The organism is Limnohabitans sp. YIMB22184 (genome assembly GCF_048020265.1).
In the GTDB taxonomy this organism is placed as follows: domain Bacteria; phylum Pseudomonadota; class Gammaproteobacteria; order Burkholderiales; family Burkholderiaceae_C; genus Limnohabitans_A.
The window spans coordinates 1,393,730-1,410,269 of sequence record NZ_CP171843.1; the positions used below are offsets into that span (position 1 = coordinate 1,393,730).

General features: G+C 60.4%; 19 protein-coding genes. 2 read left to right on the forward strand and 17 right to left on the reverse strand.

Annotated features, from left to right (window positions below):
* Window positions 1-2: 2 nt before the first annotated feature.
* Genes ACHEXL_RS06585 through ACHEXL_RS06595 form a run of 3 tightly spaced genes read right to left on the reverse strand, consistent with a single transcriptional unit; the run spans window position 3 to window position 1,812 of the window.
* Window positions 3-353 carry a hypothetical protein gene (locus ACHEXL_RS06585; protein WP_291923559.1) on the reverse strand — a complete coding sequence of 117 codons (351 nt, stop codon included), beginning with the start codon at window positions 351-353 and terminating at the stop codon, window positions 3-5.
* Window positions 354-371: 18 nt separating this feature from the next.
* Complete coding sequence (gene rlmB / locus ACHEXL_RS06590; RefSeq protein ID WP_291923554.1) at window positions 372-1,106, reverse strand: 23S rRNA (guanosine(2251)-2'-O)-methyltransferase RlmB; 735 nt, start codon at window positions 1,104-1,106, stop codon at window positions 372-374.
* A gap of 7 nt (window positions 1,107-1,113) precedes the next feature.
* Window positions 1,114-1,812: an ABC transporter ATP-binding protein gene (locus ACHEXL_RS06595; protein WP_416561176.1), complete on the reverse strand. Its 699-nt coding sequence runs from the start codon at window positions 1,810-1,812 to the stop codon at window positions 1,114-1,116.
* Between ACHEXL_RS06595 and ACHEXL_RS06600 the strand changes: the two genes are divergently transcribed.
* The gene (locus ACHEXL_RS06600) at window positions 1,811-2,461 is read left to right on the forward strand and encodes an arylesterase (RefSeq protein WP_416561177.1); all 651 of its coding nucleotides are present in this window, start codon (window positions 1,811-1,813) and stop codon (window positions 2,459-2,461) included. The genes ACHEXL_RS06595 and ACHEXL_RS06600 overlap by 2 nt on opposite strands.
* Window positions 2,458-3,531, forward strand: coding sequence for a tRNA 2-selenouridine(34) synthase MnmH (gene mnmH, locus ACHEXL_RS06605; protein WP_416561178.1), 1,074 nt, complete (start codon window positions 2,458-2,460; stop codon window positions 3,529-3,531). Before ACHEXL_RS06600 ends, mnmH begins: the two co-directional genes overlap by 4 nt.
* Window positions 3,532-3,559: 28 nt before the next feature.
* On the opposite strand, the gene ACHEXL_RS06610 is transcribed toward mnmH, so the two are convergent.
* The 14 genes from ACHEXL_RS06610 to ACHEXL_RS06675 all read right to left on the reverse strand — a co-directional run bounded on the left by ACHEXL_RS06610 (window position 3,560) and on the right by ACHEXL_RS06675 (window position 16,520).
* Complete coding sequence (locus tag ACHEXL_RS06610; RefSeq protein WP_416561179.1) at window positions 3,560-3,760, reverse strand: hypothetical protein; 201 nt, start codon at window positions 3,758-3,760, stop codon at window positions 3,560-3,562.
* Window positions 3,761-3,770: 10 nt separating this feature from the next.
* Window positions 3,771-4,634 carry a DUF2189 domain-containing protein gene (locus ACHEXL_RS06615; protein ID WP_416561180.1) on the reverse strand — a complete coding sequence of 288 codons (864 nt, stop codon included), beginning with the start codon at window positions 4,632-4,634 and terminating at the stop codon, window positions 3,771-3,773.
* Between the two features lie 128 nt (window positions 4,635-4,762).
* On the reverse strand, window positions 4,763-6,019 hold the full coding sequence (locus tag ACHEXL_RS06620) for a PLP-dependent transferase (protein WP_416561181.1): 1,257 nt from the start codon (window positions 6,017-6,019) through the stop codon (window positions 4,763-4,765).
* A 72-nt stretch (window positions 6,020-6,091) separates the two neighbouring features.
* Window positions 6,092-6,616, reverse strand: a complete 525-nt coding sequence (locus ACHEXL_RS06625; protein WP_416561182.1) for a phosphoribosyltransferase — start codon at window positions 6,614-6,616, stop codon at window positions 6,092-6,094.
* A 52-nt stretch (window positions 6,617-6,668) separates the two neighbouring features.
* Entirely contained in the window at window positions 6,669-7,997 is a 1,329-nt protein-coding gene (locus ACHEXL_RS06630) for an adenylosuccinate synthase (RefSeq protein ID WP_416561183.1), read from the reverse strand.
* Between the two features lie 17 nt (window positions 7,998-8,014).
* Entirely contained in the window at window positions 8,015-9,175 is a 1,161-nt protein-coding gene (locus ACHEXL_RS06635) for an ATP phosphoribosyltransferase regulatory subunit (protein WP_416561184.1), read from the reverse strand.
* 66 nt (window positions 9,176-9,241) lie between these two features.
* A complete protein-coding gene (locus ACHEXL_RS06640; RefSeq protein ID WP_416561185.1) occupies window positions 9,242-9,427 on the reverse strand; it encodes a DUF2065 domain-containing protein in 186 nt (61 codons plus the stop codon).
* Window positions 9,428-9,430: 3 nt separating this feature from the next.
* Window positions 9,431-10,330 (reverse strand): protease modulator HflC, encoded by a 900-nt coding sequence (gene hflC / locus ACHEXL_RS06645; RefSeq protein ID WP_291923522.1) that lies wholly within the window; start codon window positions 10,328-10,330, stop codon window positions 9,431-9,433.
* An 11-nt stretch (window positions 10,331-10,341) separates the two neighbouring features.
* Complete coding sequence (hflK, locus tag ACHEXL_RS06650) at window positions 10,342-11,727, reverse strand: FtsH protease activity modulator HflK (RefSeq protein WP_416561186.1); 1,386 nt, start codon at window positions 11,725-11,727, stop codon at window positions 10,342-10,344.
* 56 nt (window positions 11,728-11,783) lie between these two features.
* A complete protein-coding gene (gene hflX / locus ACHEXL_RS06655) occupies window positions 11,784-12,977 on the reverse strand; it encodes a GTPase HflX (protein ID WP_416561187.1) in 1,194 nt (397 codons plus the stop codon).
* A gap of 46 nt (window positions 12,978-13,023) precedes the next feature.
* Window positions 13,024-13,269, reverse strand: a complete 246-nt coding sequence (hfq, locus tag ACHEXL_RS06660; protein WP_062404412.1) for an RNA chaperone Hfq — start codon at window positions 13,267-13,269, stop codon at window positions 13,024-13,026.
* Between the two features lie 89 nt (window positions 13,270-13,358).
* Complete coding sequence (gene der / locus ACHEXL_RS06665; RefSeq protein ID WP_416561188.1) at window positions 13,359-14,699, reverse strand: ribosome biogenesis GTPase Der; 1,341 nt, start codon at window positions 14,697-14,699, stop codon at window positions 13,359-13,361.
* Window positions 14,700-14,718: 19 nt separating this feature from the next.
* A complete protein-coding gene (bamB, locus tag ACHEXL_RS06670) occupies window positions 14,719-15,855 on the reverse strand; it encodes an outer membrane protein assembly factor BamB (protein WP_416561189.1) in 1,137 nt (378 codons plus the stop codon).
* The gene (locus ACHEXL_RS06675) at window positions 15,852-16,520 is read right to left on the reverse strand and encodes a YfgM family protein (RefSeq protein WP_416561190.1); all 669 of its coding nucleotides are present in this window, start codon (window positions 16,518-16,520) and stop codon (window positions 15,852-15,854) included. Before ACHEXL_RS06675 ends, bamB begins: the two co-directional genes overlap by 4 nt.
* Between the last annotated feature and the right edge of the window lie 20 nt (window positions 16,521-16,540).

A 16,540-nucleotide genomic window follows, 5' to 3' on the forward strand; every position in this document is an offset into this window, starting at 1 on the left:
GATCAACGCGGGTTCTCGAAGAACACCGTGTTCGAGTAATCACTGACCTCGAAATACACCTTCTTTTCATCGGGATCGGCCACCATGTTCAGGTTCTCATCGAGCACGCCATAGCCGTAGCGGTAGGCGCGTGGCGCTTTGTCATCGGTACCCAAGGCGGTGCTGATCTTGTCCACCTTCAAAAAACGGCGCACCAGTTTGTCTCCGGCATACACCTCCAACACGCCATTGGTGCCCGTCCAGTTCTGGATGTCTCGGCTGATCTTGTTTTGCTGCTCTTGGGTGCAAGCGGCCAGCAGGCTGGCGGTGACGAGCAAGGCGGTCAGTGCGATGCGCTGTGTTTTCTTGGACATTCAAAACCCCTTTTCAGCTCAACTGCGCTGACGCAGCGCCTCGTACAGGCACACACCACTGGCCACCGAGACGTTCAGGCTCTCGACCGCGCCGCGCATGGGAATGCTCACCAGCTCGTCACAATTCTTGCGGGTCAACTGGCGCATGCCGGTGCCCTCGGCGCCCAGCACCAGGGCGGTGGGTACCTTCAGGTCGGTTTGGTAAATCGTGCGGGGCGCATCGTCGCTCGTGCCGATCACCCAGATGCTGCGCTCCTTGAGCTCGCCCAAGGTCCGCGCCAGATTGGTCACCATGAAGTACGGCATGGTTTCGGCCGCACCGCTGGCGACTTTGGCCACGGTGGCGTTGATGCCGGCGGCGTGGTCTTTGGGGGCGATGACCGCGTGCGCACCCGCACCGTCGGCCACGCGCAGGCAAGCGCCCAGATTGTGCGGGTCGGTCACGCCGTCCAGCACCAAGAGCAAAGGTGGGCCTTCGACCGTGTCAAGCAGATCGTCAAGGGAATGGTTTTGTGGGATGGGCGTGACCAGGGCGACCACGCCCTGGTGGCCATGGCCCCCGGCCAGCTTGGCCAGGCGCTCGTTGTCCGACTCGATCAGGCGCATGCCCGAATCACGGGCCTTGTCGATGAACTGCCGCATCCGGGCGTCGCGGCGGGCGACCTCGTAATGGATTTCAACAACGGATTGGGGGGCGATCTTCAGGCGAACGCCCACGGCATGAAAGCCGAACAGCACTTTGTGGGATGACATCCGGTGATTATCGTTGCTGCGCCGAGGCGCCAGCCGCCTCAGACAGGCGCCCCGCCTGAATCACCAGGCTGCGCTCGCAGCGGGCGGCCAACTGGCGGTCGTGCGTGACCAAGACCAAGGTGGTGCCTTGTTCGCGGTTGAGCGCAAACATCAAGTCCATGATGGCCTCGCCCGTGGCGTGGTCCAGGCTGCCCGTAGGCTCATCGGCCAGCAGCAAATCGGGCTGCACCACAAAAGCGCGGGCCAGGGCCACGCGCTGCTGCTCGCCGCCGCTGAGCACTTTGGGCAGGTGCTTGAGGCGCTCGGCCAAACCCACCCGCTGCAGCATGGCGGTGGCGGTGCTGCGGGCATCCGGCCGATCGGCCAGCTCCAGCGGCAGCATCACGTTCTCGAGGGCCGTGAGGTTGGGCATGAGCTGAAAGCTCTGGAACACAAAACCCACATGCTGGGCGCGCACAGCGGCGCGTTCGTCTTCGGACAAATCAAACAGCGATTGCCCGGCCAACAGCACCTGCCCGGCACTGGGTGTATCGAGGCCCGCCAGGATGGCCAACAGCGTGCTTTTGCCCGAACCGGAAGCACCGACAATCGCAGCGGTTTCCCCGGCGTTCAATGAGAAATCGATATCGCGCAAAATGTCCAGCTGCCCGCTGGCATCTTGCACACTTTTCGAGACGCCACGCACGGCAATGATAGATTCAGGCATGCACACACCTTTGTTGAGACGACGCCACTTTAACTGGACCCTGCTGGCCCTTGCCGGCTGGGGCTTTGCCCTGCCTGTGCCAGCGGCTGCTGCGCAGCGCATTTTGGTGCTGGGCGACTCGCTGAGTGCCGAATATGGCCTTGCCCGCGGCACAGGTTGGGTGGCTTTGCTGCAAAAACAACTCGACAAAGAAAAGCCCGGTGCGCAAGTCATCAACGCCAGCATCAGCGGCGACACCACTTCGGGCGGGCGCTCTCGCCTGCCCGCCTTGCTCAAACGACACCAGCCCAGCCATGTGATCATCGAGCTGGGCGGCAACGACGCGCTGCGTGGGCTGCCCATGGCGATGACGCAGAGCAACCTGCTGGACATGACCCAACAAGCCCAAGCCGCCGGGGCGCAGGTGCTGCTGCTGGGCATGCAAATGCCGCCCAATTACGGCCCCGACATGGCCCGCCAGTTTGAAGCGGCTTACACCCAAGTGGCCAAAAGCCAAAAGGCGGCGCTGGTGCCCTTCTTTTTGAAAGGCATTGGTGACGACCCCGAACCGCTCAAATGGTTCCAGGCCGACCGCATCCACCCCAACGAAGCCGCGCAGCCGCGCATGCTGGCCAACGTCTGGCCCACTTTGAAGAAACAACTGAAATGAGCGTTCACCTGATCTCGGCCTCGGATGCCATGGCCCAACTGGACCAGTTTGATGCGATCCTGGACGCCCGCTCCGAAGGCGAACACGCCGAAGACCACCTGCCCGGCGCCCTGAGCTGGCCGTCGCTCAACAACGAAGAGCGCATCAAAGTGGGCACGCTGTACAAGCAGGCCAACCCTTTTGAGGCACAAAAAGTGGGCGCCGCGCTGGTTGCGAAAAACATCGCCCGCCACATCGAAACCCATGTCATGGACAAGCCCAAGAACTGGCAGCCGCTGGTGTATTGCTGGCGCGGGGGCAAGCGCAGCAACTCGCTGGCGCTGATTCTGGGGCAGATCGGCTTCAAGGTGCACCTGATCGAGGGCGGCTACAAGGCCTTTCGCAAAGCCGTGATGGAAGACACCCCCCGCCAGGCGCAGCGCCTGCAGTTTCAGGTCTTGTGTGGACCCACCGGCTCGGGGAAAACGCGCTTGCTGCAAGCCTTGGCGCAAGAAGGTGCCCAGGTGCTGGACCTGGAAGCCATTGCCTGCCACCGCAGCTCGGTGCTGGGCCTGATTCCCGGCACGCCGCAGCCCACCCAAAAGGCGTTTGACACGCAGGTGTGGGACGCCTTGCGCGGCTTCAGTGCAGACCGCCCGGTGTTTGTGGAAGCCGAAAGCAAAAAGGTAGGGAATCTCGCGGTGCCTGACGCGCTGATGGCCGCCATGCGGGCCAGCCCCTGCCTGCGGGTGGACCTGTCGCTTCAGAATCGGGTGAATTTGCTGCTGGAAGACTATGCGTTTTTCACGCAAGACCGCGCCCTGTTTGCCGACCGCCTGGAGCGCCTGACGGCCCTGCGCGGCAAGGCCGTGGTGCAAGGCTGGCAAGAGCGCATCGAGCGGGGCGAAATGCGCGAAGTGGTGACCGAATTACTCTCAGGCCATTACGACCCGGGCTACGAGACATCCACGGGCAACAACTTTGTGCATTACGCCCAAGCCCCTCGGGTCTCGCCGGCCAGCCACAGCATGGCGGACATGCGGGCCTTGGCCCGCGATCTGGTGCAAGCAAGGCCTCAAAATCGTCCATGACTTGTCAGACCCTGTGGGCCTGAAGCATTCAGGCCGCTGGCGTTTGTTCGCCGGCAGCATCGGGCGCTGATGGCGCGGGGTCTGCATCAATCACCGCATCCGGATCGGCGCCGTCTTCGGGCAAGAGGCCTGATTTGCGGTCGGACTTGGCTTTGAGCTTGTCTTCTTTTTTGCGTTTCTTGGCCAGTTCTTTCTGGCGTTTTTCGAATCCGTAGTTGGGTGTGGCCAAGATGGCTCCTTTAATTTGAGCTGCCCAATGTAACAGCTTCTTGGGGCCCTTCTTGCCATTCAACGCTGCCCCGGTAAGCGTGCCAGCTGGCATGACCCAGCCATGGTCCCACCACGATGATGCCCAAGGCCCAAGGCCACAGGGCCGCCAACACCAAGACACTGAGCAGCAAGCCCCACAGCAGCATCACCCCAGGGTGTGAAAAAACCACCCGCATGCTCGTCAACACCGCAGAAATGGCGTCGGTGTCGCGGTCCAGAATCATGGGGATGGACACCACCGACAAGCCATAAACCAGCGCAGCAAATACGCCCCCCACCGCCAAGTAAACCAAGATGAATTCAAGATTTTGCGGGTTGAACACGGCCTCGATCACCCCCGTGGTCGAGGGCATGCCCGTGTTGAAGAACACCGCAAACACCACCAGCGATGCCCTGCCCCACAGCAGCTCCAGCACCATCAGGACCAACACCAGCATGGCCATGCTGCGGATGTGTTGGTCCCAGCACATGAGCGAGGTGGCCATGTCAGGCAACTCGCCCCGTTCGCGCTTGCGGCTGACCTCGTACAGGCCCATGGCCAAAAAAGGCCCGACCAGCAAACAGCCCGACACCAGCGACAAGGTGTATTCGGGCTTGTGTTTGAACACCAAAGCCAGCACCTGTGCCATGCCCCAAAAACACAGGCCATAAAAAAGGGCGATGCCCGGGTGCTGACGCATATCCTGAAGGCCCCGTGCCAGCCAGCGAAAGGGATCTGCCAAGCCCAGGGGGCGCATGTGCGAGCGTGGCCCTTCGGGCGGTGGCGGCACATAGGGCGCGGCCATCGTGGGCAGGTCTGCATCATGGTCATGGGACTGGTTGGCAGCGGTCATGGCAAAGAGACGTGTTCAAACAATGAAAGCCCTCAGGGTACTGCCACTGCCAAGCTTTGAACAGTCAGGAAAGCCCCCAACAAAGTGGGTGCGCAGCGCAAAAATACCCCTCGATGTCACCCGCGCGATCAGGCGGTGGGCAAATTTGCCTGTACAGCTTGATGCAAGTCAAAGATCAGATCCTGCGCGGACTCCAGACCCGTGGAAAAACGCACCAAAGTTCCGGGCTGCAGGTGCCCCGGCCAGGCCTGGCGCATGGCAGCGATGTCGTAGGGCACCACCAGGCTCACGGGGCCGCCCCAGCTGTAGCCAATCTTGAAAAGTTTCAGGCCATCGCAAAACGCGTCGACCTGGGCTTGGCTGTAACGGGCGTCAATCATCACGCTGAACAGACCCGCAGCCAGCCCCTTGCCCGGCACACGGTCACACAGGGCCTGCCAATGCGCATGACCAGGCGCCCCTTCAAAAGCCGGATGCAGCAGCTGTGCGCATTGCGGCTGGCTTTGCCACCAGGCTGCCAAGGCGCGGGCAGTCTGGTCATGCGCCCTGTAACGCAGATCGATGCTGGGCAAGGAGCGCAGCACGGCTTCGGCATCGTTGGCCGCCACACCCAGGCCCAGGCGCATGTGGCAAAGCTTGATTTTCAGGTGCAAGGCCGCGTCGCGGGTGATGACACTGCCCATGAGCACATCGCCACCACCACTGGGGTATTTGGTGAGCGCATGGGCGCTGATGTCCACCGATAGAGTGCCCTGCGTGCCTGCACCATCGCCCATCAAATCAAAAGGCTTGAACGCCAACCCCGCGCCCCAGGTGTTGTCCAGCGCACACAACACGCCGCGCTCACGGCAACGGCGCACCATCTCGGGCAAATCAGGAAACTCCATGCTCACCGAGCCCGGGGCCTCAAGCCACACCAGCCGGGTGCGGTCCGTGATTTGCCCCGACAGATCGTCCGGGTCCAGCGGGTCGTAAAAGCGATGTGTGATGCCGAAATGGCGCAACTCGCCTTCGGCGAGCGCCTTGTTGGGGCCATAGGCGTTGTCAGGGATCAACACCTCGTCACCGGTTTTCAGCACCGCCAAGGCCACCAGGGCCAAAGCCGCCAGGCCGCTGGGCACCAACACGCACTGCAGCCCCCCCTCCAAACTGCACAAACGTTCTTCAAGCAAGTAGGTGGTGGGCGTTCCGTGCAGCCCATAGGTGTAGGCGGACTTGTCTTTCCACTCACGCTGGCGCATATCGGCCACAGTGGGGAAATAGACCGTCGAAGCTTTGAACACACCAGGCTGCGGAGCACCAAAGCCAGCTGGCGGTGTGTAGGGGTGGTGGATCAGGCTGGTGGCAATGTGGGCGGATGAGGAGGTCAGAGGTTCGTCTTGCATCCGCGCATCCTAATGCAAACAGCCTCCCGAAGGAGGCTGTTGAAGGGGCATACAGGGTATGTCCGAGTGCGCTCAGACGCTCCACTTTTCCAGCAACTTTTCGGGCCGCATATTGTCATACGGCTCGAAGGGCTGGTGAATCCAAGGGTTGGTGGGCAAATCATCGACCGAGTAATCGGGCTTGAAGGTGGACACGCCCTTGGTCCAGATCACAGCGGTGCGCAATTCGGTGACGGGCTTGTAGTTGTTCTTCAACTGGTCCACCACGGCACGCAGGGTGTGGCCGGTGTCGGCCAAGTCGTCCACCAACAGCACTTTGCCGGCGATCTCGCCTTTGGGGGTGGTGATGTAGCGGGCGATGTCCAGGTGGCCCTGTACTGTGCCGGCTTCGGCGCGGTAAGAGCTGGTGGACATGATGGCCAAAGGCTTGTCAAAAATGCGCGACAAAATATCACCAGGGCGCATACCGCCACGGGCCAGGCACAGGATGTTGTCGAATTCCCAGCCAGATTGGTGAATCTTGATGGCGAGTTTTTCGATGAGGTTGTGGTACTCGTCGTAACTCACATACAGGTGCTTGCCGTCTTCGGTCAACATGGGGTGAACTCCAGTGAAAAATCAGTGAGGGTGAAAAATTCGTCGCAGGACATCAGGCTGCAAAGGGGTTGTGCAGCAAGATCGTGTGGTCGCGGTCGGGGCTGGTGGAAACCACGTGCACCGGCACACCGGTGACTTGGGCGATGCGGTCCAGGTAATAACGGGCAGTGGCGGGCAGCTTGTCCATCTCGGTCACGCCCACCGTGGTCTCGGTCCAACCGGGGATCACTTCGTAGATCGGTTTGCAGCGGGCGATCTCATCAGCGCCCATTGGCAGGATGTCGATGACTTCGCCGTCCAGTTCGTAACCGGTGCACAACAGCAATTCTTTGAGGCCATCCAGCACATCGAGCTTGGTGATGCACAAACCCGACAGGCCGTTGACCTGTGCACTGCGCTTGAGCAAAGCGGCATCAAACCAGCCACAACGGCGTGAACGGCCGGTGGTCACGCCTTTTTCGGCGCCGACGGTAGACATGTGGTAGCCAGGCGTGCCAGGGGTTTCCCAGTCCAGCTCGGTGGGGAACGGCCCGCCGCCCACACGGGTGCAATACGCCTTGGTGATGCCCAAAATGTAGTGCAGCATGCCCGGGCCGACACCCGAGCCCGCAGCCGCATTGCCGGCCACGCAGTTGCTCGACGTCACAAACGGATACGTGCCGTGGTCCACATCGAGCAAGGTGCCTTGTGCACCTTCGAACAGCAAATTCGCACCAGCCTTGTGGGCATCGTTCAACTCGCGCGACACGTCGGCCACCATAGGCAGCAGCTCTTTGGCGTAAGCCATGGCTTCGTTGTAGGTGGCGTCAAAATCGACAGGCGCAGCGCCGAGAATGTTGACCAGGATTTCGTTGTGCAAAGCCAGGTTTTCGCGCAGCTTGCTGGCGAAACGCTCGGGGTATTTCAGGTCCTGCACGCGCAAAGCACGACGCGCCACTTTGTCTTCGTAGGCGGGGCCAATGCCGCGACCTGTGGTGCCGATCTTGGCCGTTCCGGCCTTTTCCTTGGCGGCTTCACGGCCCACATCCAGTGCCACGTGGTAAGGCAAGATCAGCGGGCAGGCTTCGCTCACGCGCAGGCGTGAACGCACCTCGACCCCGGCTTTTTCCAGGCCTGCGATTTCTTCGAGCAGCTTGGGCACCGACAAGACCACACCGTTGCCGATGTAGCACTTGACGCCTGCGCGCATGATGCCGCTGGGGATCAGGTGCAAGGCGGTTTTCACGCCGTTGATCACCAAGGTGTGGCCTGCATTGTGACCACCCTGAAAACGAACCACGCCCTGGGCGCTTTCGGTCAGCCAGTCCACCAGTTTGCCTTTGCCCTCGTCGCCCCATTGGGTGCCCACGACGACCACGTTACGGCCTTGCGTCTTGTTCATGCTTGAAATGTTCTTTCTCAAAGAGCCTGTACCACCCACTGCCCGGCCGCTTCTGTCAGCTCGCGATCACAATGGAATTCGTCAATTTCGCTTTCGTGCCCGGGCAGTACGCACACCACGGTTTCACCCTGGCTGCGCAAAGCGGCAATGGCCGTGCGCAAGCCGACCGAATGGCCCCACGGCGCGCGGATGGCTGCCCTCAAAGCCAAAGGCTGGACAGCGGCCACCAATTCTTTCAAATCCAGGCTGAAGCCCACGGCGGGCCGGTCACGGTCGATGCGATGACCAAATACAGCGCCCACGCCGTCGTAACGACCGCCGCGAGCCAAGGCATCCGAGGCGCCTTTGGCATAAATGGCAAAACGCATGCCGCTGTAATACGCGTAACCGCGCGAGTCGCCCAGGTCAAAACTGATGGCGACGCCCGGTATTTGCTCTGCCAGCCAGCGCAGCTGGGTCAGGGCCTGGGTGATGGCCGGGGTTTCGGGCAGGCGCCGAGCAGCCTCTTCCAGCACACGGACGTCGCCATACAACTCCACCAAAGCCAACAATCCGTTGCGCAAGGTCGCAGACAAGCCGCTGGTCAAGCGGGCGATGGCGCTGGCGTCCTTGATCGCCAAGGCCGCATGGATGTCGTGCCGTAGCGCGTCCGACAGGGTCTCGGCTTGCAGTAGGCTGTTGACAATGCGGGCATCGGCCAGGTCCACCTGCAAATCGCCCACCCGTGCAGCGCGCAAGCTGTCCAGCGCCAATTGCAAAATTTCCAGATCGGCCTCGGGCCCGCCGTGACCATAGATTTCAGCCCCCAGCTGCAGAGGCTCGCGTGTGGCATGGGGGCGTGCGGGACGGGTGTGCAGCACGGGGCCGCAGTAGCAAAGACGGGTCAACCCGGCACGGCCGAGCAAATGAGCATCAATGCGTGCCACCTGGGGCGTGGTATCGGCGCGCAAACCCAAAGTGCGGCCCGACAGCTGGTCGACCAGCTTGAAGGTCTGCAAATCCAATGCCTCACCCGTGCCGGTGAGCAGGGATTCCAAATGCTCCAGCAGCGGCGGCATGACCAGCTCGTAGCCATAGCCACGGGCAGTGTCCAGCAGTTTGCGGCGGAGTTCTTCGATGTGGCGAGCCTCAGAGGGCAAGACATCGGCAACGTGATCCGGGAGGACCCAAGCAGACATGGGGATGGAGGGGGACTGTTAAAAACGAGATTTTACCGGCTTGAAGGCCGATTTCTGGGTTTGCGCTCAGGAAACAAACCAGAACAGCAACAAGCCAGTGATGACCATGGCCATCCCAAAGAAGCGGATTTGCCCGTCTTCGAGCTGCAGCAGCTGCTCGAACAGGCGTCGCCATTTCCATGGCGACACCATAGGCATCAGGCCCTCCAGGATGAGCATCAAGCCCAAGGCCAATAGGAGGGTGTCGAGCAAAACTTACTTCCGGGCAGGCGTGTTGCCCGGGGTACCGCGCATGCCTTTGAAGAACTCGGAGCTGCCCGGGTCAAGCACCATCACGTCGCTCTTGCTGGCGAAGCTCGATTTGTAAGCCTCGAGACTGCGGTAAAACTGCGCAAACTGGGGGTCACGCCCAAATGATTCTGCGTAAAGACGTGCCGCTTGCGCGTCGCCCTGCCCTTTGATCTTCTGCGCATCGCGGTAAGCGTTGGCGATGGTCACTTCGCGTTGGCGATCGGCATCGGCGCGGATTTTTTCACCTTCGGCGGCACCGGTCGAACGCAACTCGTTGGCCACGCGCTTGCGTTCGGCCTCCATGCGGCGGTAGACCGACTCGGTGATGGTGTCAACATAGTCGGCGCGGGTGATGCGCACATCCACCACATCGACACCCCAGGGCTTGGCGCCCTTGACCACCAACAGCACAGCGGCTTTCACATCGTCCATGAGCTCTTCACGCTTGAGCGACAGCAACTCCTTGACGGTGCGCTTGTTGATCTCTTCCTGGAAAGCGTTGCGAACCACGCGGTTGAGCTGGTTGGTACCAGCCTTTTCATCCAGACCCACGTTGCGGATGTAGGCCTGCGGGTCCGTGATACGCCAGCGCACATACCAATCGATCACCACACGCTGCTTTTCAGCCGTGAGCATGGGTTCGTTGTCCGGACTGTCCAGGGTCAGCAGGCGCTTGTCGATGTAATTGACGTTTTGCAGCGGGGGCGGCAACTTGAAGTGCAAGCCGGGCTCGGTGATGACTTCCTTGATTTGTCCGAGGGCATACACCACGCCGAACTGGCGCTGATCGACCACAAACACGGTGGAGCTGAACAGCACAAAGGCCACCAGCAGCGTCGAAATCCACAATCCAATGCGATTCATTTTGTTTGTCCTTATCGTGGATCGCGTTCACGCGAACGCTGCAAATCGCGTGAACGTGTGTCCACAGCCCCATTGTTGGCAGCATTGCCATTTGCTGGCACGACGACCGGCAGATCCGCAGCGGCAGGCGTCGTTGCCGCGACTTGCTGCATGATTTTGTCGAGCGGCAGGTACAAGAGGTTCGAGCCCTGTTTGCTGTCCACCAGTACCTTGGTCACGTTGCTGTAGATCTGCTGCATGGCGTCGGTGTACATGCGGTCACGCATGACCTGCGGCGACTTTTGGTACTCGGGCAAGATGGTCTTGAAGCGTTGGGCATCACCTTCGGCTTGCGCCACGATGCGTTCGCGGTAAGCGTCGGCTTCTTCCTTCAGGCGCGATGCCGCACCCACAGCCCGGGGCACCACATCGTTGGCATAGGCCTGGGCTTCGTTCTTTGCGCGTTCGCGCTCCTGACCGGCTTTGAGCACGTCGTCAAATGCGGCTTGGACTTGCTCAGGGGGACGCACGCCGCCTTGCTGCAGGTTGATACCCACCACTTCAATGCCCACCTTGTAGCGGTCCAAGATGGACTGCATTTTCTCGCGCACTCGGGGCGCAATCTGATCGCGCTCTTCGGCCAGGGCCGAATCCATTTTCATTTTGCCCACCACTTCGCGCACCGCCGTTTCAGCAGACTGCACAACAGCTTCAGTGGGGTTGCGGCTCTCAAACAAATAGGCGCGTGCATCGTTCAGGCGGTATTGCACAGCAAATTTGATTTCGACGATGTTTTCGTCTTCGGTCAGCATCGCCGACTCACGCAAGCCAGTGGCTTTGATGATGTTGTCGCGGCCAATGTCCACCGAGCGGATTTGGGTGACAAACACCAACTCCTGGCGCTGAATCGGGTAAGGCATGCGCCAATTGAAACCCGCACCCACCGTAGAGTGGTACTTGCCAAATTGGGTGATCACGGCTTGCTGACCTTCTTGCACGATGAAGAAGCCGGTGCCCAACCAGACCAGCAATGCGGCCGCCAGGATCACACCCACGCCCAGGTTCTTGAAGAAGACGGGAATACCAGGCCCACCTGAGCCTCCGCCCGATCCGCCGGGGCCTTGGGGTCTTTGAGGGCCTTTGCCACCAAACAACTGGCCGAGCTTGCGGTTGAAATCACGCCACAATTCGTCCAAATCCGGCGGGCCGTTTTGTTGCTGCTGGGAGCCGCGACCGGGCGGCTGCTGCCAAGAGTCGGGCTTGGGACCCGGTGGAGGCACATCGCCAGAAGGCTTGTTGCCCGCATCGTTTGTGGATTTATCGTCATCCCGACCCCAGCGTGGGTCATTCAGGTTGAACATGCCGCGGATCTTTGCAGGGAGCAAGGACCATCGCAGGGCTGGCAGATGAAAATTCATGGTGAAGTGTCTTTGTCAGGATGACGAATCCGCATTGTGCCGAATTCGGAGGGGCTTCAAGGCAGATCACCCGGATATTCCCGGGTCAAGTCACGGGGATCTTCGGCTTCGGGAACAGGTGCAGGCATGGCTGCCTTGACGATGTCTGACAAGGCCGAACGGAGCAAATCCAGACCTTGGCCGGATCGAGCGCTCAGGAAAACACGGGGCACAGGCTCGCCGTCCATCTCGTAGTGGTCCTGCATTTGCAAGGGGTAGCGCTCGGTTGGCAATGCATCGAGCTTGTTGAAGACCAGCAACTGCGGAACATTGTCAGCCCCAATCTCGGCCAGCACTTTTTGGACTTCGGCCATCTGTTCAGGGAAATCCGGGTTAGCCGCGTCCACCACATGCAGCAGCAAATCCGCTTCGGTCGCCTCTTGCAAAGTGGCCTGGAAGGCTTCGACCAGACCGTGTGGCAGATCACGGATGAATCCCACGGTGTCGGACAAGGAGACGGAGCGCCCTGCTTCGCTAAGATACAGCTGGCGCGTGGTGGTGTCCAAGGTAGCGAACAGCTGGTCTGCCGCGTAGGCACGGGCCTTCACCAGCGCGTTGAACAGCGTGGACTTGCCCGCGTTGGTGTAGCCCACCAGCGAAATGTTGAAGGTGTCACGCCGCTCACGCTGACGCCGCTGGGTGTTGCGCTGCTTTTTGACTTTGACCAGGCGCTCTTTGATGCGCTTGATCGAATCGTTGATCATCCGACGGTCCAGCTCGATCTGGGTCTCGCCCGGGCCGCCGCGCATGCCGATGCCGCCGCTTTGGCGCTCCAAGTGTGACCAGCGGCGCACCAGACGTGTACTCAGGTACTGCTGACGAGCCAACTCGACCTGCAGTTTGCCCTCGTGACTGCGCGCACGCTGACCAAAAATTTCCAGGATCAGCAAGGTGCGGTCGTTCACAGGCAAGCCGATGTGGCGCTCCAGATTGCGCTGCTGCGCTGGGCTCAGGGCCTGGTCAAACAAGACCTCGACCGCTCCGTGCATCAAGGCCAGCTCCTTGATCTCGTCGGCTTTGCCACTGCCGACAAACAGCGCTGGGTCCGGCGCTTTGCGCTTGCAGGTCAAGCGGGCAACAGGCTTGAGTCCGCCGGATTCGGCCAGAAGACCCAACTCTTGCAGTTCGCCATCGAAATGCGGCAGCCCAAAGTCAACGCCGACCAATAAGGTCGGCGCGGGTTGGCGGGAGGATGATTCAGACAATGTCAACAACCTTCAGCGGCGGAGTCACACCGCCGGGCGAGCAAAAACCGCATCAAGCGGTGATTTCACCCGTTTCGGGTGTGCTGAAGGTCACAGAACGACCGGGAACGATAGTCGAGATAGCGTGCTTGTAGACCATCTGGGTCACGGTGTTGCGCAAGAGCACCACGTATTGGTCGAACGACTCGATCTGGCCTTGCAGCTTGATGCCGTTCACGAGGTAAATCGAGACCGGCACATGCTCACGGCGCAGTGCGTTCAGGAAGGGGTCTTGCAAAAGTTGACCTTTGTTGCTCACGATATTCTCCGTGTTCAGAAGTTTTAGAAGCAGTGACCTTACCACAGGACGAGATGCTCACACTTGAGAAAAACCGATTTCCTCAAACATCAGCTGGACTCTTTGTCCGCAAACGGATTGGTGGATGTTTTCATTTCAATCCGCAGCGGTGTACCCGACAAATTGAAGGCCTTGCGAAAGCGCCCTTCCAGAAAGCGCTTGTAAGTGTCGGTGACGTGTTCGAGAGAGTTGCCGTGGATCACGATCACAGGCGGGTTCATGCCGCCCTGGTGCGCATAACGCATCTTGGGTCGGAACATGCCACCGCGCTGAGGGCTTTGAAACTGCACGGCTTCGAGCAGCAAGCGCGTCAAAATTGGCGTACTCATTTTGCACATGGCCGATTTGTGGGCCTGCACAATCGAATTCCAGACCGGACCCAGACCTTGGCGCTTCTTGGCCGAGATGAAGTGCATGTTGGCAAAGCTCAAAAAGGGCAATCGGTTCTCGATCGAGCGCTGCACCAACTGGCGCTGGTACTCGTCCACCGCGTCCCATTTGTTCACCGCCAGCACCATGGCCCGGCCGCTTTCCAGCGCATAACCGGCAATGTGCGCGTCCTGATCGGTCACGCCCTGCTCGGCGTCGAGCAAAAGCAAAACCACGTTGGCCGACTCGATGGCCTGCAGTGTTTTCACGACCGAGAACTTCTCGATGGCTTCAAACACCTTGCCCTTGCGGCGCAAACCTGCAGTGTCGATCAACTCAAACTTCTGGCCTTGGCGCTCAAATGGCACGCTGATCGCATCACGCGTGGTGCCCGGCATGTCAAATGCCACCAGGCGCTCTTCACCCAGCCAAGTGTTGATCAGGGTGGACTTGCCCACGTTAGGACGTCCGGCCACAGCCAGTTTGATGACCGAAGGATCTTCTTCGGTTTCTTCGGGTTCGTCGGGCAAATTCAACAACTCGAAAGCGAGCTCGACCAAGCCGCGTGTGCCCTGCCCGTGCGCAGCCGAGATGGCGATCACCTCGCCCAAGCCCAACTCGTAAAACTCGGTCAGCTGGATGCCTTCGAGCATGCCTTCGGCCTTGTTAGCCACCAGCAGGCATGGCTTGCCGATCTTGCGCAGGTATTTGGCAATGTCGTGGTCCTGCGCCGACAAGCCGCCACGGGCATCCACCACAAAAATGACCACATCGGCCTCGGCCACCGCTTGCTGCGTTTGCTTGGCCATCTCTTTGTAGATGCCCGCACTGGCGTCGGGCTCAAAACCGCCCGTGTCGATGACGATGAACTCCTGACGGCCTTGTTTGCCATTGCCGTAATGGCGGTCGCGGGTCAGGCCTGCGAAATCGGCCACGATGGCGTCCCGGCTCTTGGTGAGGCGGTTGAACAGCGTGGATTTGCCCACATTGGGGCGGCCAACGAGGGCCAGTACAGGTTTCACTTAAAAATTTTCCGATCCATCATTCAGGGCGAAATCCGAAGACGCCCCCGGCGCGTGTCACCACCACCAAAGTCTGGCCCGCGGCCACCGGCTTGCCTGTAACAGCGCTGCCATCCGTGCTCAACCGCTGCAAGGTTTGTCCATCCTGGCGCGACAAAAAGTGCACCAAGCCATTGTCATCGCCCACCATCACCGAGCGACCCAGCACCAAGGGCGCACTCAGGCCACGAAAACGCAAGGCGTCCTGCGTCCAGGCAGGCTGCCCACCCTGACGCTGCCAAGCCAACACTTTGCTGTCCGACTCAACCCCAAACAACAGCTTGTCATCCCCATCCAGGCCTTCGTGGCCTTGGGCAGGGCGTGTCCACAAGGTGGCACCTCGGTTGGTATCCACACAGGCCACCGACGACTGGAAAGCCCGCACGCACAAGGTTTGCCCTTGACGGCTGGCCCCAGCGACCAGATCCACCAGGCGCTCCACCTCGTTCGTGCCGCGCGAAGAACCCACCAGCGTTTCCCACAGAACGGCGCCGGTATTAGGGTTCAAAGCGGCCAAACGCCCACCCCACCCCGCCAGCAGAGTGTCACCCAAAGGCATGAGCAAACCAGCTTGCTGCAACACCAGGGGATCCCCGGTGCGCTGTTGGGTCCAAAGTTTTTGACCAGACGCGCCGTCGAGCGCGGTGACCGCACGGTCCGCAGTCAGGACAAACACGCGAGCGCCTGCCACGACGGGCGCGGTGTAAGACAAAGCGGGCAAGCGGTAACGCCAAACGACCTTGCCCGCCTCGATGGCGACAACCTCGTTGAGGCGGGTGATCACGGCAAAACGCTGACCATCACCGCTGACGCCCGCTTGAATGGGGCTGTCGAGTTGGAGTCGCCAAACATCTTTGCCGCTGGAGGCATTGATCAAGGCCACCTGCCCTTGGGTGGAAGCCACCGCCACCTGATCACCATGCACAGAGGCGAACAAAGGTGTAGTGACAGGCCCCACCGCGCTTGACCAGGCTTTTTGCACGGCGAATTGGCCACTGACTGCAGGCAGTGCAGCAGGCTTGGGCTTATCGGGCGCACTGGAGCAGGCTGCGATGGAGAAGGCCAAGACCCCCAGCAAGGTCCAACGGGTCCATTTGTGTGTCAATACAGCCGTCACTTTGAAGTCTCCGAAACAGCCGCCTCAGGGTCTACACCCAAGGCATTGAGTTTGGCCTGAACCAGACGCCGGTAATCAGGGGTGTCTGCCAGTTTTTGCCAGGCTTGCTGGTAAGCCGCGATGGCTTCGGCATTCTGGCCTTTGGCTTGCAACACATCACCACGCAAGTCTGCGGCCAAGCCCGACATTTCGGGCGTAAATTCCAAAGTCAGTTGCTTCAAAGCCTCGTCATAGGACTTGGCATCCAGCTGCAAAGCCGCCAAACGCAAGCGTGCAATGTCACGGTAAGCTTTGTCGGACGCACCGTTGGCCACCCAACTCAAAGCGTCGCGTGCGGCTTCGGCCTTGCCTTGACTCTGCAGGGCTTTGGCCGCCAGCAAGGCCGATTGCTGAGCAAACTGGGTGCTGCCGAACTTGTCCTTCATGTCTGCCAGGCTGCGCTCGACCCGGCTGATGTCACCCGAGGCCACAGCACGTTCAACCTCGTCGTAAAGGGCGGCCGCCTTAGTGGCCTGGGTCTGCTGCCAGTACTGGTAGCCATTCCATGCGGCATAACTGCCCAATACTGTGATCAACACCCACGAAATCAGATTGCCCCAGGTCTTCCAGAAGTGTTTGATCTGGTCGAGTTGTTCTTGTTCTTCAAGGTCGAGTGCTTTGGCCATGGTGTGTTGACTGCTGGTTA

Bases quoted from the DNA above. Each gene is read 5' to 3' on its own strand.
- ACHEXL_RS06585 (WP_291923559.1), bottom strand. From the start codon at position 353: ATGTCCAAGAAAACACAGCGCATCGCACTGACCGCCTTGCTCGTCACC.
- rlmB (WP_291923554.1), bottom strand. From the start codon at position 1,106: ATGTCATCCCACAAAGTGCTGTTCGGCTTTCATGCCGTGGGCGTTCGC.
- ACHEXL_RS06600 (WP_416561177.1), top strand. From the start codon at position 1,811: ATGCACACACCTTTGTTGAGACGACGCCACTTTAACTGGACCCTGCTG.
- ACHEXL_RS06595 (WP_416561176.1), bottom strand. From the start codon at position 1,812: ATGCCTGAATCTATCATTGCCGTGCGTGGCGTCTCGAAAAGTGTGCAA.
- mnmH (WP_416561178.1), top strand. From the start codon at position 2,458: ATGAGCGTTCACCTGATCTCGGCCTCGGATGCCATGGCCCAACTGGAC.
- ACHEXL_RS06615 (WP_416561180.1), bottom strand. From the start codon at position 4,634: ATGACCGCTGCCAACCAGTCCCATGACCATGATGCAGACCTGCCCACG.
- ACHEXL_RS06620 (WP_416561181.1), bottom strand. From the start codon at position 6,019: ATGCAAGACGAACCTCTGACCTCCTCATCCGCCCACATTGCCACCAGC.
- ACHEXL_RS06625 (WP_416561182.1), bottom strand. From the start codon at position 6,616: ATGTTGACCGAAGACGGCAAGCACCTGTATGTGAGTTACGACGAGTAC.
- ACHEXL_RS06630 (WP_416561183.1), bottom strand. From the start codon at position 7,997: ATGAACAAGACGCAAGGCCGTAACGTGGTCGTCGTGGGCACCCAATGG.
- ACHEXL_RS06635 (WP_416561184.1), bottom strand. From the start codon at position 9,175: ATGTCTGCTTGGGTCCTCCCGGATCACGTTGCCGATGTCTTGCCCTCT.
- hflC (WP_291923522.1), bottom strand. From the start codon at position 10,330: ATGAATCGCATTGGATTGTGGATTTCGACGCTGCTGGTGGCCTTTGTG.
- hflK (WP_416561186.1), bottom strand. From the start codon at position 11,727: ATGAATTTTCATCTGCCAGCCCTGCGATGGTCCTTGCTCCCTGCAAAG.
- ACHEXL_RS06675 (WP_416561190.1), bottom strand. From the start codon at position 16,520: ATGGCCAAAGCACTCGACCTTGAAGAACAAGAACAACTCGACCAGATC.